Annotated in this window: 15 protein-coding genes and 1 rRNA gene; 9 read left to right on the forward strand and 7 right to left on the reverse strand. The window is 71.2% G+C overall.

The features are described from left to right. Window positions 1–92 (forward strand): 5S ribosomal RNA (rrf, locus tag ACFVGW_RS10910); the annotation flags it as partial. Window positions 93–289: 197 nt separating this feature from the next. Further along, window positions 290–790 carry a hypothetical protein gene (locus ACFVGW_RS10915; protein WP_385851728.1) on the forward strand — a complete coding sequence of 167 codons (501 nt, stop codon included), beginning with the start codon at window positions 290–292 and terminating at the stop codon, window positions 788–790. A gap of 34 nt (window positions 791–824) precedes the next feature. Here ACFVGW_RS10915 and ACFVGW_RS10920 read toward each other — a convergent pair whose 3' ends face one another. Genes ACFVGW_RS10920 through ACFVGW_RS10940 form a run of 5 tightly spaced genes read right to left on the reverse strand, consistent with a single transcriptional unit; the run spans window position 825 to window position 6,250 of the window. Continuing rightward, on the reverse strand, window positions 825–2,135 hold the full coding sequence (locus tag ACFVGW_RS10920) for a DUF58 domain-containing protein (RefSeq protein ID WP_385851729.1): 1,311 nt from the start codon (window positions 2,133–2,135) through the stop codon (window positions 825–827). Window positions 2,136–2,147: 12 nt separating this feature from the next. Continuing rightward, window positions 2,148–3,131 (reverse strand): AAA family ATPase, encoded by a 984-nt coding sequence (locus ACFVGW_RS10925; protein WP_385851730.1) that lies wholly within the window; start codon window positions 3,129–3,131, stop codon window positions 2,148–2,150. Next, entirely contained in the window at window positions 3,128–4,327 is a 1,200-nt protein-coding gene (locus ACFVGW_RS10930) for a DUF4350 domain-containing protein (RefSeq protein WP_385851731.1), read from the reverse strand. The genes ACFVGW_RS10925 and ACFVGW_RS10930 overlap by 4 nt, the downstream gene beginning before the upstream one ends. After that, window positions 4,324–5,013: a DUF4129 domain-containing protein gene (locus ACFVGW_RS10935; protein ID WP_385851732.1), complete on the reverse strand. Its 690-nt coding sequence runs from the start codon at window positions 5,011–5,013 to the stop codon at window positions 4,324–4,326. Before ACFVGW_RS10935 ends, ACFVGW_RS10930 begins: the two co-directional genes overlap by 4 nt. Before the next feature lie 4 nt (window positions 5,014–5,017). Further along, window positions 5,018–6,250: a hypothetical protein gene (locus ACFVGW_RS10940; protein ID WP_383227882.1), complete on the reverse strand. Its 1,233-nt coding sequence runs from the start codon at window positions 6,248–6,250 to the stop codon at window positions 5,018–5,020. Window positions 6,251–6,692: 442 nt separating this feature from the next. Between ACFVGW_RS10940 and mtrA the strand changes: the two genes are divergently transcribed. From mtrA to ACFVGW_RS10970, 6 genes are all read left to right on the forward strand, one after another. Then, window positions 6,693–7,370 (forward strand): two-component system response regulator MtrA, encoded by a 678-nt coding sequence (mtrA, locus tag ACFVGW_RS10945; RefSeq protein ID WP_009333493.1) that lies wholly within the window; start codon window positions 6,693–6,695, stop codon window positions 7,368–7,370. A gap of 1 nt (window position 7,371) precedes the next feature. Next, on the forward strand, window positions 7,372–9,393 hold the full coding sequence (mtrB, locus tag ACFVGW_RS10950) for an MtrAB system histidine kinase MtrB (RefSeq protein ID WP_385851733.1): 2,022 nt from the start codon (window positions 7,372–7,374) through the stop codon (window positions 9,391–9,393). A gap of 127 nt (window positions 9,394–9,520) precedes the next feature. Next, complete coding sequence (locus ACFVGW_RS10955; protein ID WP_385851987.1) at window positions 9,521–11,293, forward strand: LpqB family beta-propeller domain-containing protein; 1,773 nt, start codon at window positions 9,521–9,523, stop codon at window positions 11,291–11,293. Window positions 11,294–11,428: 135 nt separating this feature from the next. Continuing rightward, entirely contained in the window at window positions 11,429–12,220 is a 792-nt protein-coding gene (locus tag ACFVGW_RS10960) for a ComF family protein (protein WP_385851734.1), read from the forward strand. Between the two features lie 294 nt (window positions 12,221–12,514). Continuing rightward, a complete protein-coding gene (gene hpf / locus ACFVGW_RS10965; protein WP_385851735.1) occupies window positions 12,515–13,195 on the forward strand; it encodes a ribosome hibernation-promoting factor, HPF/YfiA family in 681 nt (226 codons plus the stop codon). Window positions 13,196–13,403: 208 nt separating this feature from the next. Continuing rightward, a complete protein-coding gene (locus tag ACFVGW_RS10970; RefSeq protein WP_385851736.1) occupies window positions 13,404–14,159 on the forward strand; it encodes a response regulator in 756 nt (251 codons plus the stop codon). Here the strand turns inward: ACFVGW_RS10970 and ACFVGW_RS10975 are convergent. Both ACFVGW_RS10975 and ACFVGW_RS10980 read right to left on the reverse strand, forming a co-directional pair. Further along, window positions 14,152–15,315 carry a winged helix-turn-helix domain-containing protein gene (locus ACFVGW_RS10975; protein WP_385851737.1) on the reverse strand — a complete coding sequence of 388 codons (1,164 nt, stop codon included), beginning with the start codon at window positions 15,313–15,315 and terminating at the stop codon, window positions 14,152–14,154. The genes ACFVGW_RS10970 and ACFVGW_RS10975 overlap by 8 nt on opposite strands. A gap of 73 nt (window positions 15,316–15,388) precedes the next feature. Further along, window positions 15,389–15,970: a GNAT family N-acetyltransferase gene (locus ACFVGW_RS10980; RefSeq protein ID WP_385851738.1), complete on the reverse strand. Its 582-nt coding sequence runs from the start codon at window positions 15,968–15,970 to the stop codon at window positions 15,389–15,391. Between the two features lie 314 nt (window positions 15,971–16,284). On the opposite strand from ACFVGW_RS10980, the gene secA reads away from it, so the two are divergent. Continuing rightward, a complete protein-coding gene (secA, locus tag ACFVGW_RS10985) occupies window positions 16,285–19,089 on the forward strand; it encodes a preprotein translocase subunit SecA (RefSeq protein WP_352187390.1) in 2,805 nt (934 codons plus the stop codon). The last annotated feature ends 46 nt before the right edge of the window (window positions 19,090–19,135 follow it).

Consider the following 19,135-nt stretch of genomic DNA (forward strand, 5'->3'; position numbering starts at 1 on the left):
CGCCCGGTTACATTCCGAACCCGGAAGCTAAGCCTTTCAGCGCCGATGGTACTGCAGGGGGGACCCTGTGGGAGAGTAGGACGCCGCCGAACAATTTTTAGCCTCAACCCCCGGACCAGGTCCGGGGGTTGAGGCATTTTTGCGATCAGCTACTTTTGGCCAAGAGTTGACCGGGCCATGACATCTCATGATCGTCGTGTCACCCTTCGTGGCGCACTCCGAATCCGGGCGGCTCCGCCAGGCGACTCGGGTTCCCCCCACCCACAACGCAGTGGCAAGGAGGAGCGACATGAAGTACACCCCCACACTGAGTGGACTGGCCGCGCTGGTGATCGCGGCCGGCATCGGTGCGTCCACATCGGCGTATGCCGACACCACCGCGGACCTCAAGGTCGACGGCGTGATCGTCGTGGCTGGCAACACCTGCAGCTGGACCAATGCCAGCAGCAGCGCCAACCCGCCGAGCGCGCTCACGGTCGACCGGGCCACGATCAACAAGCCGGGCGGCAATTTGGCCTGCGGCGGGGGCATCACCGCCTCGCTCAACAACAACCCGGCCTTCACCTTCGACGATGCTGCCGGTACCGCGACGACCGACGCCATCGACATCACCGGAAAGCAGTCGTTCGTCTCCTGTCGCTACAAGGCGACCAACATCGTCTGGAACCGCGACGGGGCGACCAGGAAGTATCTGAACAGGCCGTTCACGGCGAGCAAGGTCTCGGGCTCGTTCCTCTGCCCGGGCTCCTTCAGCGCGGCGGCCGGGGAGGCCTCTGTCCTGTTCCGCTGATCCGCGGAAAGAATCGGTGGCCGGTCGCCGGGTGCTACAGGCGGCCGGCCGCCTTGAGCGCGAGATACGCGTCCGCCAGGGCCGGTGGGAGGTTCTCCGGGGTGGCGTCGACGACCGTGACGCCATGCCGGCGGAGCTGGTCCGCGGTGCGGTGGCGCTGGGTCTGAGCCTGGGTGGCGGCTGCCGCCTCGTACACGGCGTCGATTGTGCCGCGGCCGGCGGCCATGCGGTCGGTGTGCGGGTCGGCGACGGATGCCACCAGGACCGTGTGGCGCTGGGTGAGCTGCGGGAGGACCGGGAGAAGGCCCTCCTCGATCGGGGCGGCGTCGAGGCTCGTGAGCAGGACGAGGAGCGAGCGGCGCGGGGCTCGGGCCAGGGCCGTGGCCGCGAGGCCGCGGGCGTCCGTCTCCACGAGTTCGGGCTCGACGGTGGCGAGGGCGTTCACCACGGCGGGCAGGACGTCGCCTGCGGAACGGCCCTGTACGTGGGCGCGGAGACGGCGGTCGTAGGCCAGGAGGTCGACCCGGTCGCCGGCCCGTGAGGCGAGGGCCGTGAGGAGAAGGGCCGCGTCCATGGCGGCGTCGAGACGGGGCACGTCTCCGACGCGGCCGGCCGACGTGCGACCCGTGTCGAGGACGATCAGGATGTGCCGGTCGCGCTCGGGGCGCCAGGTGCGGACGGCGACGGTGTTCTGGCGTGCGGTGGCCCGCCAGTCGATGGAGCGGGTGTCGTCGCCCGGGACGTATTCGCGGAGGCTGTCGAACTCCGTTCCGTCGCCGCGGGTCAGGACGCTGGTGCGGCCGTCGAGTTCGCGGAGGCGGGCCAACCGCGACGGCAGGTGCTTGCGGCTGGTGAACGGCGGCAGGACGCGGACCGTCCACGGCACCGTGTGGTTGCCCTGGCGGGCGGCCAGTCCGAGGGGGCCGTACGAGCGGACGGTGACGCGTGCGGCGTGGCGGTCGCCTCGGCGCGTGGGTCGGAGCGCTGTGGTGAGCGCCCGGCGTTCGCCCGCTGGGACGGTCAACCTCTGTCGGGAGGCGGTCTGTTCGGTGCCGGGGAGCCAACTGCTGGGCGGCCAGGCGTCGCGGAGTTGGGCGCGGAGGCGTCGGCGGGACGGGTTGGTCACGGTGAGCTGTACGAAGGCGCCGTCACCCAGTCGAACTGTTGTGTCACCACTTCGGGTGAACTGGAGCTTTCGCACTGGCGCGGCCATCACGTAGTCGCACAGAATTGCGAGTGAGAGGGGCGCGTTGACCGCGAGCATCCCCGTCCAACTGGGGACGAGGATGCCCACGGGGAGCGATCCGAGGGCGGCGAGCAACGCGGTTCGTCCGGTGAGGGCCATGGGGCGCCGTTCTCAGCGGGGTACGGGGACGTGGGCGAGGATCGAGTTGATGACGGAGTCGGCGGTGACGCCCTCCATCTCGGCCTCGGGGCGCAGTTGGACGCGGTGGCGGAGAGTGGGGAGCGCCAGGGCTTTCACGTCGTCCGGGGTGACGTAGTCCCGGCCGGTGAGCCAGGCCCAGGCGCGGGCGGTCGAGAGCAGGGCGGTGGCGCCTCGGGGGGAGACGCCGAGAGTGAGCGAGGGGGATTCACGGGTGGCACGACAGATATCGACGACGTAGCCGGCGATCTCGGGAGAGACCGAGGTCTTGGCGACGGCATCGCGGGCGGCCTCGAGTTCGGCGGGGCCGGCGACCGGTCGGACTCCGGCGGCCTTGAGGTCGCGGGGATCGAAGCCGTTCGCATGCCGGGTCAGGACGTTGATCTCGTCCGCACGGGAGGGCAGCGGGACCGTCAGCTTGAGCAGGAAGCGGTCGAGTTGGGCCTCGGGGAGGGGATAGGTGCCCTCGTACTCGACGGGGTTCTGGGTGGCGGCGACGAGGAACGGGTCGGGCAGGGGACGGGGGGTTCCGTCGACGGTGACCTGACGTTCCTCCATGGCCTCGAGGAGGGAGGCCTGGGTCTTGGGGGGCGTGCGGTTGATCTCGTCGGCGAGCAGCAGGTTGGTGAAGACCGGGCCCGGCTGGAAGGAGAACTCCGCGGTGCGGGCGTCGTAGACGAGGGAGCCGGTGACGTCGCTCGGCATCAGGTCGGGGGTGAACTGGACGCGCTTGGTGTCCAGTTCGAGCGTGGCCGCGAGCGCGCGGACCAGCAGCGTCTTGGCGACGCCGGGGACGCCTTCGAGGAGGACGTGGCCCCGGCAGAGCAGGGCGACGACGAGTCCGGTGACGGCGGGGTCCTGGCCGACCACCGCCTTCGCGATCTCGGTGCGCAGGGCCTCCAGGGAGGCGCGGGCGCTGTCCGAGTTCGTGGCGGTCTCGGGGGTCGGGGCGCTCATGAGGTGCGTACCTCTCTTTCGAGGGCGTCGAGTTGGTCAGCCAGGCGGATGAGAGCGGCGTCGTCGGCGGGAGCCGGGCCGAAGAGAAGGTCCCTGGCGTCCGTGGTGGTCCCGGAGAGCCGGGCCGAGAGTGCGGGGAGCAGGGTCTCGGGCGCGTGGGCGTCCTGAGCGGCGACGCCGAGAAGAGGGGCGACCCGGGTGCGGGTCGCGGTGCGCAGGACGGTGGCGGCGCGGTCGCGCGCGTTGCCCTTGCGGTAGAGGCGGGCGCGGCCCTCGGTGGCTTCGGATGCGCGGACGGCCACCGGGAGGGGTTCGGTGACCAGCGGGCCCAGGCGTCGGCCTCGCCAGACGGCGACGAGGACGGCGGCGAGGGCGAGTTGGAGTGTGCCCCAGAGCCAGCCCGAGGGGACGAGTGCGAGGAAGCCGCCGGTGGTGCCCTCGGGGGTCTCGCCCTCGGTGGCGGAGGCATCGGAGAGGGAAGGGAGGTACCAGACGAGATGAGGGCGGGAGCCGAGGAGTTGCAGGGCGAGCGAGGCGTTGCCCTGCTGGTCGAGACGCTCGTTGAAGAGGATGTCGGGGGAGCCGAGGAGGACGGTGTCGCCGCCTTCGGGGGCCGGGAGGACGACCAGGGTGGCCAGGCCCCCTCCGGGGTAGCAGGCGGTCGCGCCGGTGGCGTCCGTGATGTATCGCTCGCCGCCGATGTCGACGGGGCCGGCGCTGACGGCGGCGGGGAGGGCGCAGGCGGGTTCGCGGCTCGTCACCGATGTGCTGGTGTCGGCGGTGACGCCGGGAGCAAGGGTGTCGAGCGAGGGACGGCCGGCGCCGACGAGGACGGTGCGGCCGTCGGAGGTGTTCATGGCCTGGCGCAGTGTGGACTGCTGATGGCCGGTCAGCAGGTCCGGTGTCGTGACCAGGAGGGTGCTGTCGCCTCCGGTGGCGGCGGTGACCTCGTCGAGGGTCGTGACCACCTGGAGGGTGACGCCCTGGGCCTTGAGGATCTCGGCGACGGCGCGGCTGCCGTTGGGGTCCGCGGAGCGGGGATCGAGGTGGCCGTGGTGGTCGGTGGAGCGCACGGTCGCGAGGATGACGCCGCCGATGACGACCAGTCCGAGGATGAGGAGGACGACGCGGGCCCGGCCCCAGATCTGGCGGGGACCGAGCGAGGTCGATGTGGTGCTCGTGGGCGGCCGGCTCATGCGGGGGCTCCCGCGGCGTCGGTGTCGAGGGTCGGCCTGGTCCGCTCCAGGGCGGTGTCGAGTTCCTCGACGCGGCGGTACGCGGACTCGTCGGCGGTCCGGCCGCCGTATGTGACGTCGTCGAAGGAGCGGGCCGCGGCGCGGAGTTCGTCGGTGTGCGAGGGCAGGCTGCGTGCCGCCTCGGCGGCTGCCTCGTCGGCCGTGCGGCCGGGGCGGGGGTCGAGGAGGGCGCGCTCCTCGAGGGAACGGACGATCGCCCGCATCCGCTCCTGGAGCGCCTGGTTCCAGCGTCCGGCGGCGGCGTGCCGGGCGGCGCTCGTCCGGTGCTCGTCGGCGGTGCGGGGGCCGTCGTCGAAGAGGGAGTCGCCGGTGGAGGATGCGGGCTGCGGGGTGCCGAGCCGCCACCACAGCGCACCGACCAGGGCGAGCACGACGACGACGATCGCGAGAAGCCCGAGCAGGCCGCCCGGGGTTGCCCCCGAGGCGGCGTCGAAGAGCCCGCCGACCCACTTCCAGAAGCGGTCGAGGCCCCGTTCGAGCAGGCTCGGGTCGTTCTCGTGGTACATCGGCTTGGACAGTTCCCGCTCCGCCGCCTCCCGGGCGGGGACGCGAGGTACGTCCACCGGTACGTCGTCGGCGCCGCGTAGCGGCAGCCGCGCCGTGGTCGTGCCCCCCGTGTGGATCACCCCGTCAGCCTCCGGTGGCGGGGTCGCCGGGGGCGGGTCCGTAGCCGGGGACACCGGCGGCGCGGGCGAGTTCGAGGTCCAGGGCTTCGCGGCGGATGCGCTGGTCGATGTAGAGGAGGACGGTCACCCCGGCCGAGATCGGGTACGCGATCGCGTTGGTGATGACGCCGCCGATGCCGGTGACGATCAGGAAGGTCCAGCCGAACTCGGGGGTGGAGCCCGAGACCAGGCCGCTGAATCCCTGGCCGTCGGCGGCGATCCCGATGATCGCGAACGGGATCGCGATGATCATCGCCATGATGAAGAGCAGCAGCTGCGTGAGCAGCGTGATGCCGAAGATGCGCCACCAGGAGCCCTGGACGAGCTTCGCCGAGCGCTTCAGGGAGGAGACGATGCCCTGCCGCTCCAGCATCAGGGCGGGGGAGGCCAGGCTGAAGCGGACCATCAGCCAGACGACCGCCACCAGGCCGCCGAGAGCGCCGAGGGCGACGAGCGCGCCGCCGGCCTCGTCACCGAGCAGGGTGCCGGGCAGCAGTGCGACGAGCATGACGGCCGCGCCGATCAGGGGCAGCAGCAGGGTCAGCCCGAACAGCTGGAGCAGCCGGGGGCGGGCTTCCCGCCAGGCGGCACCGATGGAGACCGGCCGGCCGAGGACGGCGCGGCTGATGACCACGGTGAGCAGGGCGGCGCTCACGAGGGTGGCCATCAGAAGGATGAGGATCGCCGGGACGGAGGCGATGAGACTCGTCTGCAGCGTGTCGCCGAGCTGAGCCATGGCCTCGCTCGGGCTCGCGTCCGGGTTGATCTCGGGCGGCGTCGGGACGAGGTAGCGCTGGGCGAGGATGTCGGCGACCTGGGAGATCACCGCGACGGTGACCGTGATCGTCAGGACCGTGCGCCAGTAGGTGCGCATCGTGGAGACCGCGCCGTCGAGGATCTCGCCCAGGCCCAGGGGGCGCAGGGGGATCACTCCGGGCTTGGCGGCCGGCGGCTTGCCCCAGTTCCCGTACGGCGGGCGGCCGCCCCAGTTCTGGGCCGGTCCGGGGGCGGGCGGTCCGCCCTGGCCGGGGACGGGGGCGGTCGGCGGGGACCACTGGCCGGCGGGCGGCTGATCCTTGGACCACTGGGGGGCGGAGCCGTTCGCGTCACCGGGCGTGGTGGGCCGGGGGACCCCGGAACCGTCCTGGCCGTCGGAGGGAGCAGATCCGGGCGAGGTCCAGCCCGGAGTGTCGTTCACGGTCGTCCACCTCGAGGAATGGTCGCGGGGCCGGCTCGGAGAGCCGGCGCGGTCTCAGTGGCCGATCCCCGTGCGGGGCGGCGGGCCGTGAGCCATCGTGCCACGAGGGGCCCGCCGGTGGGCCGGGGCCGGTACCACCTTCTGACCTTGGTTTCGGGAGGGCCGGGGCGCAGAAGGGGCGGATGGCCGGTCAGTGCCACAAACGGGGCGCGGAACCCGCCTTTCGGTGGCGGTGAGGGGGTGGGGCCGGATTCGGTCATGGGCCAGGGGAGGGTGCTCGGGGTACGGTTCAGGACGGCCGACGGGGGCTACGGGTCCATGTCTGACATCAACGCCCACGCACAGGGGTGACCTGCGGTGGACGATCACCGACGTTGCCGCTGGTCAGTGAGGTATCTCACCAGCCGCCTTGAGACTGATACGGAAATGGGATGATGTCGATATGAAGGGACGCGTTCTCGTCGTCGACGACGACACCGCACTGGCCGAGATGCTCGGCATCGTGCTGCGGGGTGAAGGGTTCGAGCCGTCGTTCGTTGCGGACGGCGACAAGGCGCTCGCCGCATTCCGCGAGGCCAAGCCGGACCTGGTGCTGCTGGACCTGATGCTGCCCGGCAGGGACGGCATCGAGGTGTGCCGGCTGATCAGGGCCGAGTCCGGCGTGCCCATCGTCATGCTGACCGCCAAGAGCGACACCGTCGACGTGGTGGTGGGGCTCGAGTCCGGGGCCGACGACTACATCGTCAAGCCGTTCAAGCCGAAGGAGCTCGTCGCCCGTATCCGGGCGCGGCTGCGGAGGTCGGAGGAGCCCGCGCCCGAGCAGCTCGCCATCGGCGACCTGGTCATCGACGTGGCCGGCCACTCCGTGAAGCGGGACGGGCAGTCCATCGCCCTCACGCCGCTCGAGTTCGACCTGCTCGTCGCCCTGGCCCGTAAGCCGTGGCAGGTGTTCACCCGTGAGGTCCTGCTCGAGCAGGTCTGGGGCTATCGGCACGCTGCCGACACCCGGCTGGTGAACGTGCACGTCCAGCGGCTGCGCTCGAAGGTCGAGAAGGACCCGGAGCGGCCGGAGATCGTGGTGACCGTCCGCGGTGTCGGGTACAAGGCGGGGCCGAGCTGACATGAGCGTTGGCAGTACTGCTCCGAAGCCCGGGGACCCGGGAGTCCGGACGGGGCGGGCTGCCGGACCGGGACGGGGGGGCTCGCGATTCGGCCGTCTGCTTCAGGACGCGGCGCCGGGTGGGTCCGCCCTCCGGCTCCTCGCGCGTTGGGTGCGGCGTCCGCTGCTCCCCGCCGTACGGCTGTGGCGGCGGAACATCCAGCTCCGCGTCGTCGCGGGCACCCTGCTGATGTCGCTGGGTGTCGTGCTGCTGCTCGGCCTGGTCGTCATCGGCCAGGTGCGTAACGGTCTCCTCGACGCCAAGGAGAGGGCCGCCCAGAGCCAGGCCGCCGGCGGGTTCTCCGCCGCCCAGGACAAGGCGGCGACCACGCCGTCCGGGCCGGGCGGGCAGGAGGGCGGGCGCGCGGGTTCCTCGCTCACCTGGCGTTCCACGCTGGTCGAGCAGCTCGCCAGTGGTGGCCAGAGCGCGTTCAACGTGGTCGCGCTCTCCATGGAGGACTCCGACGGGCCCGCGAGCCGTGGCGCGCGCGCCTCCGGCGAGGTCAACCCGGACACCAGCATCCCCGGCGACCTGCGGCACTCCGTCGCCCAGGGCGCGGGCACGTTCCAGAAGTACACGCGGATCCACTACACCAACGGCAAGGAAGCCGAGTCCGCGCTGGTGATCGGCAAGCGGCTCAACGACGCCGAGGGCACCCAGTACGAGCTGTACTACCTCTTCCCGCTGGCGCAGGAGGAGGACTCCCTCACCCTGGTCAAGGGCACCCTGGCGACCGCCGGGCTCTTCGTGGTCGTCCTGCTCGGGGCCATCGCCTGGCTCGTGGTCCGCCAGATCGTCACCCCCGTGCGGATGGCCGCAGGGGTGGCCGAGCGGCTCTCCGCGGGCCGGCTGCAGGAGCGGATGAAGGTCACCGGCGAGGACGACATCGCCCGGCTCGGTGAGGCCTTCAACAAGATGGCGCAGAACCTTCAGCTCAAGATCCAGCAGCTGGAGGAGCTGTCGCGGATGCAGCGGCGGTTCGTCTCGGACGTGTCGCACGAGCTGCGCACGCCGCTGACGACGGTCCGGATGGCGGCCGACGTCATCCACGAGGCCCGCGTCGACTTCGATCCCGTCACCGCGCGCTCCGCCGAGCTCCTCGGCGACCAGCTGGACCGGTTCGAGTCGCTGCTCGCCGATCTGCTGGAGATCAGCCGCTTCGACGCGGGGGCGGCGGCCCTGGAGGCCGAGCCGATAGACCTGCGCCAGGTGGTACGGCGGGTGATCGGCGGTGCCGAGCCGCTCGCCGAGCGCAAGGGCGGCCGGATCGTCGTCGTCGGCGACGAGCAGCCGGTCGTGGCCGAGGCCGACGCCCGGCGGGTCGAGCGGGTGCTGCGCAACCTGGTGGTCAACGCGGTCGAGCACGGCGAGGGCCGGGATGTGATCGTCAAGCTGGCCGCGGCCGGCGGGGCCGTCGCGGTGGCCGTGCGGGACTACGGGGTGGGACTCAAGCCGGGCGAGGCGACCCGGGTGTTCAACCGGTTCTGGCGGGCCGACCCGGCGCGGGCGCGTACCACCGGCGGGACGGGCCTCGGCCTGTCGATCGCGGTGGAGGACGCGCGGCTGCACGGCGGCTGGCTCCAGGCCTGGGGTGAACCCGGTGGCGGCTCGCAGTTCCGGCTCACCCTGCCGCGCACCGCGGACGAGCCGCTGCGCGGATCCCCGATACCCCTGGAGCCGGAGGACTCGCGGCGCAGCCGTGAGCAGGCTCAGGTCCGGACCCCGGCCCAGGGGCGGACCGAAGGGCGGACGGGGGACGGCGACCGGCGTCAGGTGGCGCTGCCGGTGCAGACCGCGGGCGACCGCCCCGCCCTGCCCGTACCGCCGCGGATGCCGCCGGTGCCGCGGGCCACGGCGGATCCGACGGCGCTGCCGGGCAGTGGCGCCCGGGTCGTCGCCCGGGCGACGACCCAGGCGGAGAGCAGCAGCGAGGCGAGGGCGTCGACGCACGCCGAGGGGGAGGACGGGACACGTGGGCGCTGACTTCCGAGGAGAGCGGAAGGCGGCCGTCGACAGCGGGGCGGCCGCTGCCGCGCGCTCGTCCGCCCGCCCGGTGCGGACGAGCCTGCTGCTGGCGTGCGGGGGGCTGCTGGTGGCCGGCTGCGCGACGATGCCCGACAGCGGGGACGTACAGCAGGTGAAGGCGTCCAATCCGGGCGACTCGCAGGTCCGGGTCTACGCCGTGCAGCCGCGGGAGAACGCGCAGCCCGACGAGATCGTCGACGGCTTCCTGGAGGCGATGACCAGTGACGATCCGGGTTTCGCCACGGCCAGGAAGTATCTGACGAACCAGGCGGCACGGGCCTGGAAGCCGGAGCAGAGCATCACCGTGCTGACGACCGCGCCGGACCGTGAGCAGGCGGACCGGCTCGCCGACGCGGAGAACGAGGGCCGGTCCTATCCGATCCGCGGCCGGCAGATCGCGACCGTGGACGCCCGGCACGCCTACCAGCCGAGGAACCCGGCCGAGTACAAGGACTTCATCCACGTCGTGCAGCAGCCCGCCGCGGACGGCAAGGGCCGGGAGTGGCGCATCGACCACCTGCCGTCCGGGCTCGTCCTCAGCGAGGCCGACTTCCAGCGCAACTACCGTTCCGTCAACACGTACTACTTCGCCTCGGGGGAGGACTGGGTCGTCGCCGACCCGGTGTACATCCGGCAGCGGCAGGACCCGGTGACCCGGATGGATCCGGTGACCCAGACGGTGAAGGCGCTCCTGGAGGGGCCGACGAACTGGCTGAAGCCGGCCGTCGATTCACGCTTCCCGTCCGGTACGGAGCTGAAGGAGGGCGTCACCACGCTCGCGACGGACGACCAGTCCACGCTGAAGGTGCCGCTCAACGCCAAGGCCGACCGGGTGGGCGGGGAGGTGTGCCGGCGGATGGCGGCACAGCTGCTCTTCACGCTCGGCGATCTGACGTCCGTACGGGTCGAGCAGGTGGAGCTCCAGCGGGGTTCCGACGGCGGGCGGCTGTGCGTGCTCTCCAAGGCGCAGGCCGAGGAGTTCGCGCCGGTGCGCGATTCGGGCCTGGCGGAGAACCCGTTCTTCGTCGACGAGCACGGCTCGCTGAAGACGCTGCCGGTCGGTGGCAAGGAGGACGCGGAGGCGGACGTGTCGCCGGGGCCGTTCGGGAAGGGCGCGACGCCGCTGCGGTCGGTCGCGGTCGACCGGGACGAGAGCCGCGCGGCCGGGGTCGGCAAGGACGGGCGCGAGCTGCGCGTGGCGTCGATCCTCACCGACCACGAGCTGCGCCCGGCGCTGGTGACCAGCACCGCGGCCCGGCCCGACGACCGGCTGTCCGCGCCGAGCTGGGACGGCCGCGGGGACCTGTGGGTCGCGGACCGCAACCCCGTGAAGCCGCGGCTGTGGATGGTGCCGGACGGCGAGGGCACACCCGTGGAGGTACGGGCTCCCTGGCTGACGGACGGCGCGCGCGTCCAGTCGCTGCGGGTCTCGGCGGACGGCGTGCGGATGGCCCTCGTCCTGAAGGAGAAGGACGGCAGCACCGCGCTGAAGATCGGGCGCGTGGAGCGCGAGGCCGACGGGGCGGGGGTGACCGTGTCGGTCGCGGACCTGCAGCCGGTGGCGCCGCGCATGGAGGCCGTGACGGCCGTGTCCTGGGCCGGGCCGAGCAGGCTCGTGGTCGTCGGCAAGGAGGCCGGCGGGGTCCAGCAGGTCCGGTACGTCCAGACGGACGGGGCGACCTCGGCGACCTCGGTGCTGCCGGGGCTCAACGGGGTGACGGCGGTGGCCGCGCCCAACGACGACAAGGCCCCGGTGGTGGCCGACTCCGGCAACGACGGCATCGTGCGGCTCGTGCCGGGCGCGAACTGGCAGCGACTGGTCAAGATCGCGGGTTCCTCGCCGGTCTACCCGGGGTAGTCGCCCGACCGGGTGAGCCCGGGGAAAGCCGCACCGTGCCGTGCGTGCGGCACCGTGCCGCCCCTTGTCCACAGGGGGCCGGGGCCGTTGTCCACAGGGGTGGCCGGGCCGGTCCCGCAGGAGGACAGTGGAGCCATGCGGGGGTGGTGGCGCGAGATCGCCGGACTGGTGCTGCCGGTCGCCTGCGGAGGCTGCGGCAGGCCCCGTACGGAGTTGTGCCCGTCCTGCCGGGCGGAGCTGACCGGCCGGGGGCCGCGCCGGGTCCGTCCGCTCCCGGAGCCGGCCGGGCTGCCGCGCGTGCATGCCGCCGCTCCGTACGCCGGCGCCGTGCGTTCCGTGCTGCTCGCGCACAAGGAACGTGGCGCGCTCTCCCTGGCGGGACCCCTCGGGTCCGCGCTCGCGGGCGCCGTGGAAGCCGCTGCCGGGCACTGTGACGGCCCGGGGGCCCTCCCCCTTCTCCTCGTACCGGTGCCCTCGTCCCGTCGCTCGGTGCGGGCGCGTGGCCACGATCCGACCCGGCGCATCGCGCTGGCCGCCGCAGGCCGGTTGCGCCGTCGGGGGCGGGCCGCTCGGGTGATTCCCGTGCTGCGCCAGCGCCGCGGAGTCGCGGACCAGTCGGGGCTCGGCGCGCCTGCGCGGTTCGCCAACCTGGCCGGGGCGCTGGAGGTCGTGGCGGGCGGCGCGCGGCTCGTCGAGCGCGGGCGGGTGGTTCTGGTGGACGATCTGATGACCACGGGAGCCTCGTTGGCGGAGGCGGCGCGGGCACTCGGTGCCGTACACCCGCCGTTCATACCGGGTTTGGACGAAGGCGGAACGGAGAGCCGATTCGTACGGCCCGCGGCCGCGGTGGTCGCCTGTTCGCCACTGTCGTTCGATATAAACCGGAACCGACTGGCGAGTTGCATCGTTGCAGGTGATGAGAGGTGAAAACACCCGTACGGAGGTATGTGGCTGCAGCGGGTGCCGACACCCGACCGAACGAGCTATGTTCGGTTGTGAGGAGTGGCGAATGCTACGCCTCACCGAATGCACGGGTGCGCCTTCAGGACAGGAGTTCAGGGCGAATTAACCTCAGATTGGTGGGGTGGGGATCTCCCCGGCTGGGGAGGAGGAGGTGAACGTCGCCAAGTCCGAGGCTCCGGCATTCACCGGAGTCTGGTGCAAAGGGAGAAGCTCAGCGGCCTAGGAGCCGATCTGAGCGATCCGGGAACGGAGTTCTGCGTGGACATCGTCGTCAAGGGCCGCAAGACCGAGGTGCCCGAGCGGTTCCGCAAGCACGTGGCCGAGAAGCTGAAGCTGGAGAAGATCCAGAAGCTCGACGGCAAGGTGATCAGCCTCGACGTCGAGGTGTCCAAGGAGCACAACCCGCGGCAGGCCGACCGGTCCGACCGTGTGGAGATCACCGTCCATTCCCGAGGCCCGGTCATCCGGGCGGAAGCGGCGGCAGGCGACCCGTACGCAGCGCTCGACCTCGCCCACGGCAAGCTCGAGGCGCGACTGCGCAAGCAGCACGACAAGCGGTACACGCGCCGCGGCAACGGAAGGCTGTCCGCGGCCGAGGTGGCCGACGTGGTGCCGGGCGTGGCCCAGCTCAACGGGAACGGCCAGCTGGTCGCCGAGGAGACCGGTGAAGTGCCCACCACGATGATGGGCTCGATCGAAGTGCAGGGCGAAGGCCCCCTGGTGGTCCGGGAGAAGACGCACAGGGCCGCCCCGATGACCCTCGACCAGGCGCTCTACGAGATGGAGCTCGTGGGACACGACTTCTATCTGTTCGTCGACTCCGACACGAAGCAGCCGAGTGTCGTCTACCGGCGGCACGCGTACGACTACGGCGTCATCCATCTGGAGAGCGACCCGCTCGCCGAGGGTGGCGGCGCCGGTGGTGCCCTCGGCGGCTGACCCACAGCCGCAGGACCACACCCATATCTGTCCGTCACGGTGCCCCTGGAGCGCCCCATGCGCCCCCAGGGGCACCCCCGTGCTCCCACGGGATCACCGCGTCGTCGCCCGGGCATGAAATCATGGCGTGCACGCCAACCTCTGGTCCGAGAGCAGAGGTTGAAGGACCGAACACGAATTCAGGCCACGGCCTTCAGGGGGAGGAACGATGGCGGACAGCTTCGGGCCGGTGCACAGCGGGCGGGAGTCCGATGGCGCGGCCATCCCCGGGGGATCGGAATCGGACAGCGGGGAGTCCCGCAAAGAGCCGATCCGGGTCCTTGTGGTGGACGACCATGCCCTCTTCCGCCGGGGCCTGGAGATCGTCCTCGCCCAGGAGGAGGACATCCAGGTCGTCGGAGAGGCCGGTGACGGGGCCGAAGCCGTCGACAAGGCGGCGGATCTGTTGCCCGACATCGTCCTGATGGATGTCCGGATGCCGAAGCGGGGCGGCATCGAGGCCTGCACCTCCATCAAGGAGGTGGCTCCCAGCGCGAAGATCATCATGCTGACGATCAGCGACGAGGAGGCCGATCTCTACGACGCGATCAAGGCGGGGGCGACCGGATATCTCCTGAAGGAGATTTCCACCGACGAGGTCGCGACCGCGATTCGCGCGGTGGCCGACGGGCAGTCGCAGATCAGCCCCTCGATGGCGTCCAAGCTCCTCACCGAATTCAAGTCGATGATCCAGCGCACGGACGAGCGCCGGCTCGTCCCGGCGCCGCGGCTGACCGACCGCGAGCTGGAGGTCCTCAAGCTCGTCGCGACCGGGATGAACAACCGGGACATCGCGAAGGAGCTGTTCATTTCCGAGAACACGGTGAAGAACCACGTGCGGAACATCCTGGAGAAGCTGCAGCTGCACTCCAGGATGGAGGCCGTCGTCTACGCGATGCGGGAGAAGATCCTCGAGATCAGGTGAGGGCCGCGGTCAGGGCGGGGGTCAGGTCCGGGCGGTTCGTGCGCTCGATCCGTACGGCGTCGCAGCCCACCCACTCGGCCGCCTCGCGCAGCGCCTGCGCCATCGGGCCGACCGCCTTGGGGGTGTCCAGCGACACCTGGCGGGCCACCAGCGTGCTGCCCTCGCGCGCGGGGTCGACCCGGCCCAGCAGCCTGCCGCCCGAGAGCAGCGGCATCGCGAAGTAGCCGTGCACGCGCTTCTGCTTCGGCACGTACGCCTCCAGGCGGTGCGTGAAGCCGAAGATCCGCTCCGTCCGCGCCCGCTCCCAGATCAGCGAGTCGAACGGCGACAGCAGCGTCGTACGGTGCCGGCCGCGCGGCTCGCTCGCCAGCGCAGCCGGATCCGCCCAGGCCGGCTTGGACCAGCCCGCCACCGCGACCGGGACCAGACCCGACGCCTCCACGACCCTGTCGAACTGCTCGCTCTTCAGCCGGTGGTAGTCGGCGATGTCCGCGCGCGTGCCCACGCCCAGCGCCTCACCCGCCTGCCGTACCAGGCGCCGGAGGCACTCGGTGTCGTCCAGGTCGTCGTGGAGCACGGCGCCCGGGATCGCCCGCTCGGCCAGGTCGTAGACCCGCTTCCAGCCGCGCCGCTCGGTGCACACCACCTCGCCGTACATCAGCGCCCGCTCGACGGCGACCTTCGACTCGGACCAGTCCCACCACTCGCCCTTGTTCTTCGCGCCGCCGAGCTCCGTCGCCGTCTGCGGCCCCTCGGTCCGCAGCTGCTTGATCACCGCGTCGTAGGCACCGTCCGGGAGGTGGTGGTACCACTGCGGACGGGAGCGGTAGGCGCGGCGCCGGAAGGCGAAGAGCGGCCACTCCTCGACGGGCAGGATGCAGGCCGCGTGCGACCAGTACTCAAAGGCGTGGACGTCGGTCCAGTACGCCTTCTCGACCGTCGTACGGCCCACGGCGCCCAGGCGGGCGTACGGGATCAGCTCGTGCGAGCGCGCCAGGACGGAGATCGTGTCGAGCTGGACCTGACCCAGGTGGCGCAGGACGCCCCGCACTCCCGCGCGGCGGTCGGGGGCGCCCAGGAATCCCTGGGCGCGCAGGGCGATCCGGCGGGCTTCGTCCGCGGACAGTTCGGCGACGGGCGGCGGCACAGTGGTCATGATCCGCACCCTAGAGGGCGGCACCGACACTCGGGCCCGGACCGGACAGGTCCGGGCGGGCCCGGGGTGGCGCTCAGGCCTCGGAGCGGGCGGCCGGCAGGTAGGGCAGGGGGCTGGGGAGGCCCAGGTCCGAGGGGAGGAGAGCGCCGACCCAGGCGTCCCTGAGGACTCCCTTGTTCGGCAGCGCGGACCGCAGGACGCCCTCGATCCGGAACCCGGCCTTCTCGGCCGTCGCCCGCGAGCCGGTGTTGCCGACCTCGGCCCGCCACTCCAGACGCGTACAGGCCAGGTCGGTGAAGGCCCAGCGGGCGAGGGCGAGGACGCTCTCCGTCATGTAGCCGCGGCCCCGGTGCTCCTTCGCCGTCCAGAAGCCGACCTCCCAGCTCCCCGCGCGCGGGTTGTGCAGGGAGATGGCGGCCAGGATCGGGCCGCCCTCGTGCAGCCGCACGGCGAAGGGGTACTCGGTGTCGTTGCGCCAGCCGTCCGGGACCATGCGGTTCAGGAAGAACTCGGCGTCCTGGAGCCCGTACGGCGACGGAATCGTCGTCCAGCGCTGGATGTCCGGGTCCTGGCAGATGGCGTGGACCTCGGCGGCGTCCTCCGGGCCGAACGGGCCGAGGGTGAGGCGTTCCGTGGTCAGTGTCGTGGGCTCCATGGACGAATTTTGGCCTCGGGGCCCCCATGGGTCGAACACTTTTCGCATCCCGGAAGTCCCACGCCCGGAGCGGACACTTCCGGATCCCGGATACCCGGACCCGCAAACGAACGCTTTTCGGGCCCGGCGGCACCTTCGGAGCGTCTCGTGCGTTCTCATTCCGGGCAGCGGTGACGCTCCGGCCCTTCGGGCCTCCCGACGCGGCGGCGGTCTCGCTTACGATGGCCGTTGCGGTGGGGACCACCTGCCGTGCCCGCGCCCGAGTCCATCACACGACCCAGTGCCAGGCCCGACCGGCAAGGAGACCAGCCTCAGTGTCCGTCTTCAACAAGCTCATGCGTGCAGGCGAAGGCAAGATCCTGCGCAAACTGCACCGCATCGCGGACCAGGTCAACTCCATCGAAGAGGACTTCGTCAACCTCTCCGACGCCGAGTTGCGGGCGCTCACCGATGAGTACAAGCAGCGGTACGCCGACGGTGAGAGCCTCGACGACCTGCTCCCCGAGGCCTTCGCGACCGTCCGCGAGGCCGCCAAGCGCGTCCTCGGCCAGCGTCACTACGACGTGCAGCTGATGGGCGGCGCCGCCCTCCACCTCGGCTACGTGGCCGAGATGAAGACCGGTGAGGGCAAGACCCTCGTCGGCACGCTCCCCGCGTACCTGAACGCGCTGTCCGGCAAGGGCGTGCACCTGATCACGGTGAACGACTACCTGGCCGAGCGCGACTCCGAGATGATGGGCCGCGTCCACAAGTTCCTGGGCCTGAAGGTCGGCTGCATCCTGGCCAACATGACGCCGGCCCAGCGTCGCGAGCAGTACGCCTGCGACATCACGTACGGCACGAACAACGAGTTCGGCTTCGACTACCTGCGCGACAACATGGCGTGGTCCAAGGACGAACTCGTCCAGCGCGGCCACAACTTCGCCTGTGTCGACGAGGTCGACTCCATCCTGGTCGACGAGGCCCGTACGCCGCTGATCATCTCCGGCCCGGCCGACCAGGCCACCAAGTGGTACGGCGACTTCGCGAAGCTGGTCACCCGCCTCTCCCGCGGCGAGGCCGGCAACCCGCTCAAGGGCATCGAGGAGACCGGCGACTACGAGGTCGACGAGAAGAAGCGGACCGTCGGCATCCACGAGTCCGGCGTCGCCAAGGTCGAGGACTGGCTGGGCATCGACAACCTCTACGAGTCGGTGAACACCCCGCTCGTCGGGTACCTGAACAACGCCATCAAGGCCAAGGAGCTGTTCAAGAACGACAAGGACTACGTCGTCATGGACGGCGAAGTCATGATCGTCGACGAGCACACCGGCCGTATCCTCGCCGGCCGCCGCTACAACGAGGGCATGCACCAGGCGATCGAGGCGAAGGAAGGGGTGGACATCAAGGACGAGAACCAGACGCTCGCCACGATCACCCTGCAGAACTTCTTCCGCCTCTACGACAAGCTCTCCGGCATGACCGGTACGGCCATGACCGAGGCCGCCGAGTTCCACCAGATCTACAAGCTGGGTGTCGTCCCGATCCCGACGAACAGGCCGATGATCCGCAAGGACCAGTCGGACCTGATCTACCGGACCGAGGTCGCCAAGTTCGCCGCCGTCGTCGACGACATCGCGGAGAAGCACGAGAAGGGCCAGCCGATCCTCGTCGGTACGACGTCGGTCGAGAAGTCCGAGTACCTCTCGCAGCAGCTCTCCAAGCGCGGCATCCAGCACGAGGTGCTCAACGCCAAGCAGCACGACCGTGAGGCGACGATCGTCGCCCAGGCGGGCCGCAAGGGCGCCGTCACCGTCGCCACGAACATGGCCGGCCGAGGCACCGACATCAAGCTCGGCGGCAACCCGGACGACCTCGCCGAGGCGGAGCTGCGCCAGGCGGGCCTGGACCCGGTCGAGCACGTCGAGGAGTGGGCTGCGGCCCTTCCCGGCGCCCTGGAGCGTGCCGAGAAGGCCGTGAAGGCGGAGTTCGAGGAGGTCAAGGACCTCGGCGGGCTGTACGTGCTGGGCACCGAGCGCCACGAGTCGCGCCGGATCGACAACCAGCTGCGCGGCCGTTCCGGCCGTCAGGGCGACCCGGGCGAGTCCCGCTTCTACCTCTCCCTCGGCGACGACCTGATGCGGCTGTTCAAGGCCCAGATGGTCGAGCGCGTCATGGCCATGGCCAACGTGCCGGACGACGTGCCGATCGAGAACAAGATGGTCACGCGCGCCATCGCCTCCGCGCAGTCCCAGGTCGAGACCCAGAACTTCGAGACGCGTAAGAACGTCCTGAAGTACGACGAGGTCCTCAACCGCCAGCGTGAGGTCATCTACGGCGAGCGTCGCCGCGTCCTGGAGGGCGAGGACCTGCACGAGCAGATCCAGCACTTCATGGACGACACGATCGACGACTACATCCGCCAGGAGACCGCCGAGGGCTTCGCGGAGGAGTGGGACCTCGACCGGCTCTGGAACGCGTTCAAGCAGCTCTACCCGGTGAAGGCGACCGTGGACGAGCTGGAGGACGCGGCCGGCGACCGCGCGGGCATCACGGCCGAGTTCATCGCCGAGTCGGTCAAGGACGACATCCACGAGCAGTACGACGCCCGGGAGAAGTCGCTGGGCTCAGACATCATGCGCGAGCTGGAGCGTCGCGTGGTCCTCTCCGTGCTCGACCGCAAGTGGCGCGAGCACCTCTACGAGATGGACTACCTCCAGGAGGGCATCGGCCTGCGCGCGATGGCGCAGAAGGACCCGCTGGTCGAGTACCAGCGCGAGGGCTTCGACATGTTCACCGCGATGATGGAGGGCATCAAGGAGGAGTCCGTCGGCTACCTGTTCAACCTGGAGGTCCAGGTCGAGCAGCAGGTCGAGGAGGTCCCGGTGCAGGACGCGGCTCCCTCCCTCACCAAGGACGCGGTGCCGGCTCCCGCCGGACGTCCGGAGATCCGCGCCAAGGGCCTGGAGGCTCCGCAGCGCCCGGACCGGCTGCACTTCACCGCGCCCAAGGTGGACGGTGACGGCAGCGTCGTCGAGGGCGACTTCGTGAGCGAGGACGCCGGCGCCGGAGACGGGCTGACGCGCGCGGAGCGTCGCAAGGCGCAGAAGAGCAGCGGCGGGCGTCGCCGCAAGAAGTAACCCCCCTGGTGGGGAGGAGGGGCCGGGCACCTGGTGAGGTGGCCGG

This window comes from Streptomyces sp. NPDC127129, from assembly GCF_042671585.1.
Lineage (GTDB): Bacteria > Actinomycetota > Actinomycetes > Streptomycetales > Streptomycetaceae > Streptomyces.

Coding starts and splice junctions, on each gene's coding strand:
- ACFVGW_RS10955 (WP_385851987.1), top strand. CDS start 9,521: ATGCCCGACAGCGGGGACGTACAGCAGGTGAAGGCGTCCAATCCGGGC.
- ACFVGW_RS10970 (WP_385851736.1), top strand. CDS start 13,404: ATGGCGGACAGCTTCGGGCCGGTGCACAGCGGGCGGGAGTCCGATGGC.
- ACFVGW_RS10915 (WP_385851728.1), top strand. CDS start 290: ATGAAGTACACCCCCACACTGAGTGGACTGGCCGCGCTGGTGATCGCG.
- ACFVGW_RS10980 (WP_385851738.1), bottom strand. CDS start 15,970: ATGGAGCCCACGACACTGACCACGGAACGCCTCACCCTCGGCCCGTTC.
- mtrB (WP_385851733.1), top strand. CDS start 7,372: ATGAGCGTTGGCAGTACTGCTCCGAAGCCCGGGGACCCGGGAGTCCGG.
- ACFVGW_RS10925 (WP_385851730.1), bottom strand. CDS start 3,131: ATGAGCGCCCCGACCCCCGAGACCGCCACGAACTCGGACAGCGCCCGC.
- ACFVGW_RS10930 (WP_385851731.1), bottom strand. CDS start 4,327: ATGAGCCGGCCGCCCACGAGCACCACATCGACCTCGCTCGGTCCCCGC.
- ACFVGW_RS10920 (WP_385851729.1), bottom strand. CDS start 2,135: ATGGCCCTCACCGGACGAACCGCGTTGCTCGCCGCCCTCGGATCGCTC.
- mtrA (WP_009333493.1), top strand. CDS start 6,693: ATGAAGGGACGCGTTCTCGTCGTCGACGACGACACCGCACTGGCCGAG.
- ACFVGW_RS10975 (WP_385851737.1), bottom strand. CDS start 15,315: ATGACCACTGTGCCGCCGCCCGTCGCCGAACTGTCCGCGGACGAAGCC.
- ACFVGW_RS10960 (WP_385851734.1), top strand. CDS start 11,429: ATGCGGGGGTGGTGGCGCGAGATCGCCGGACTGGTGCTGCCGGTCGCC.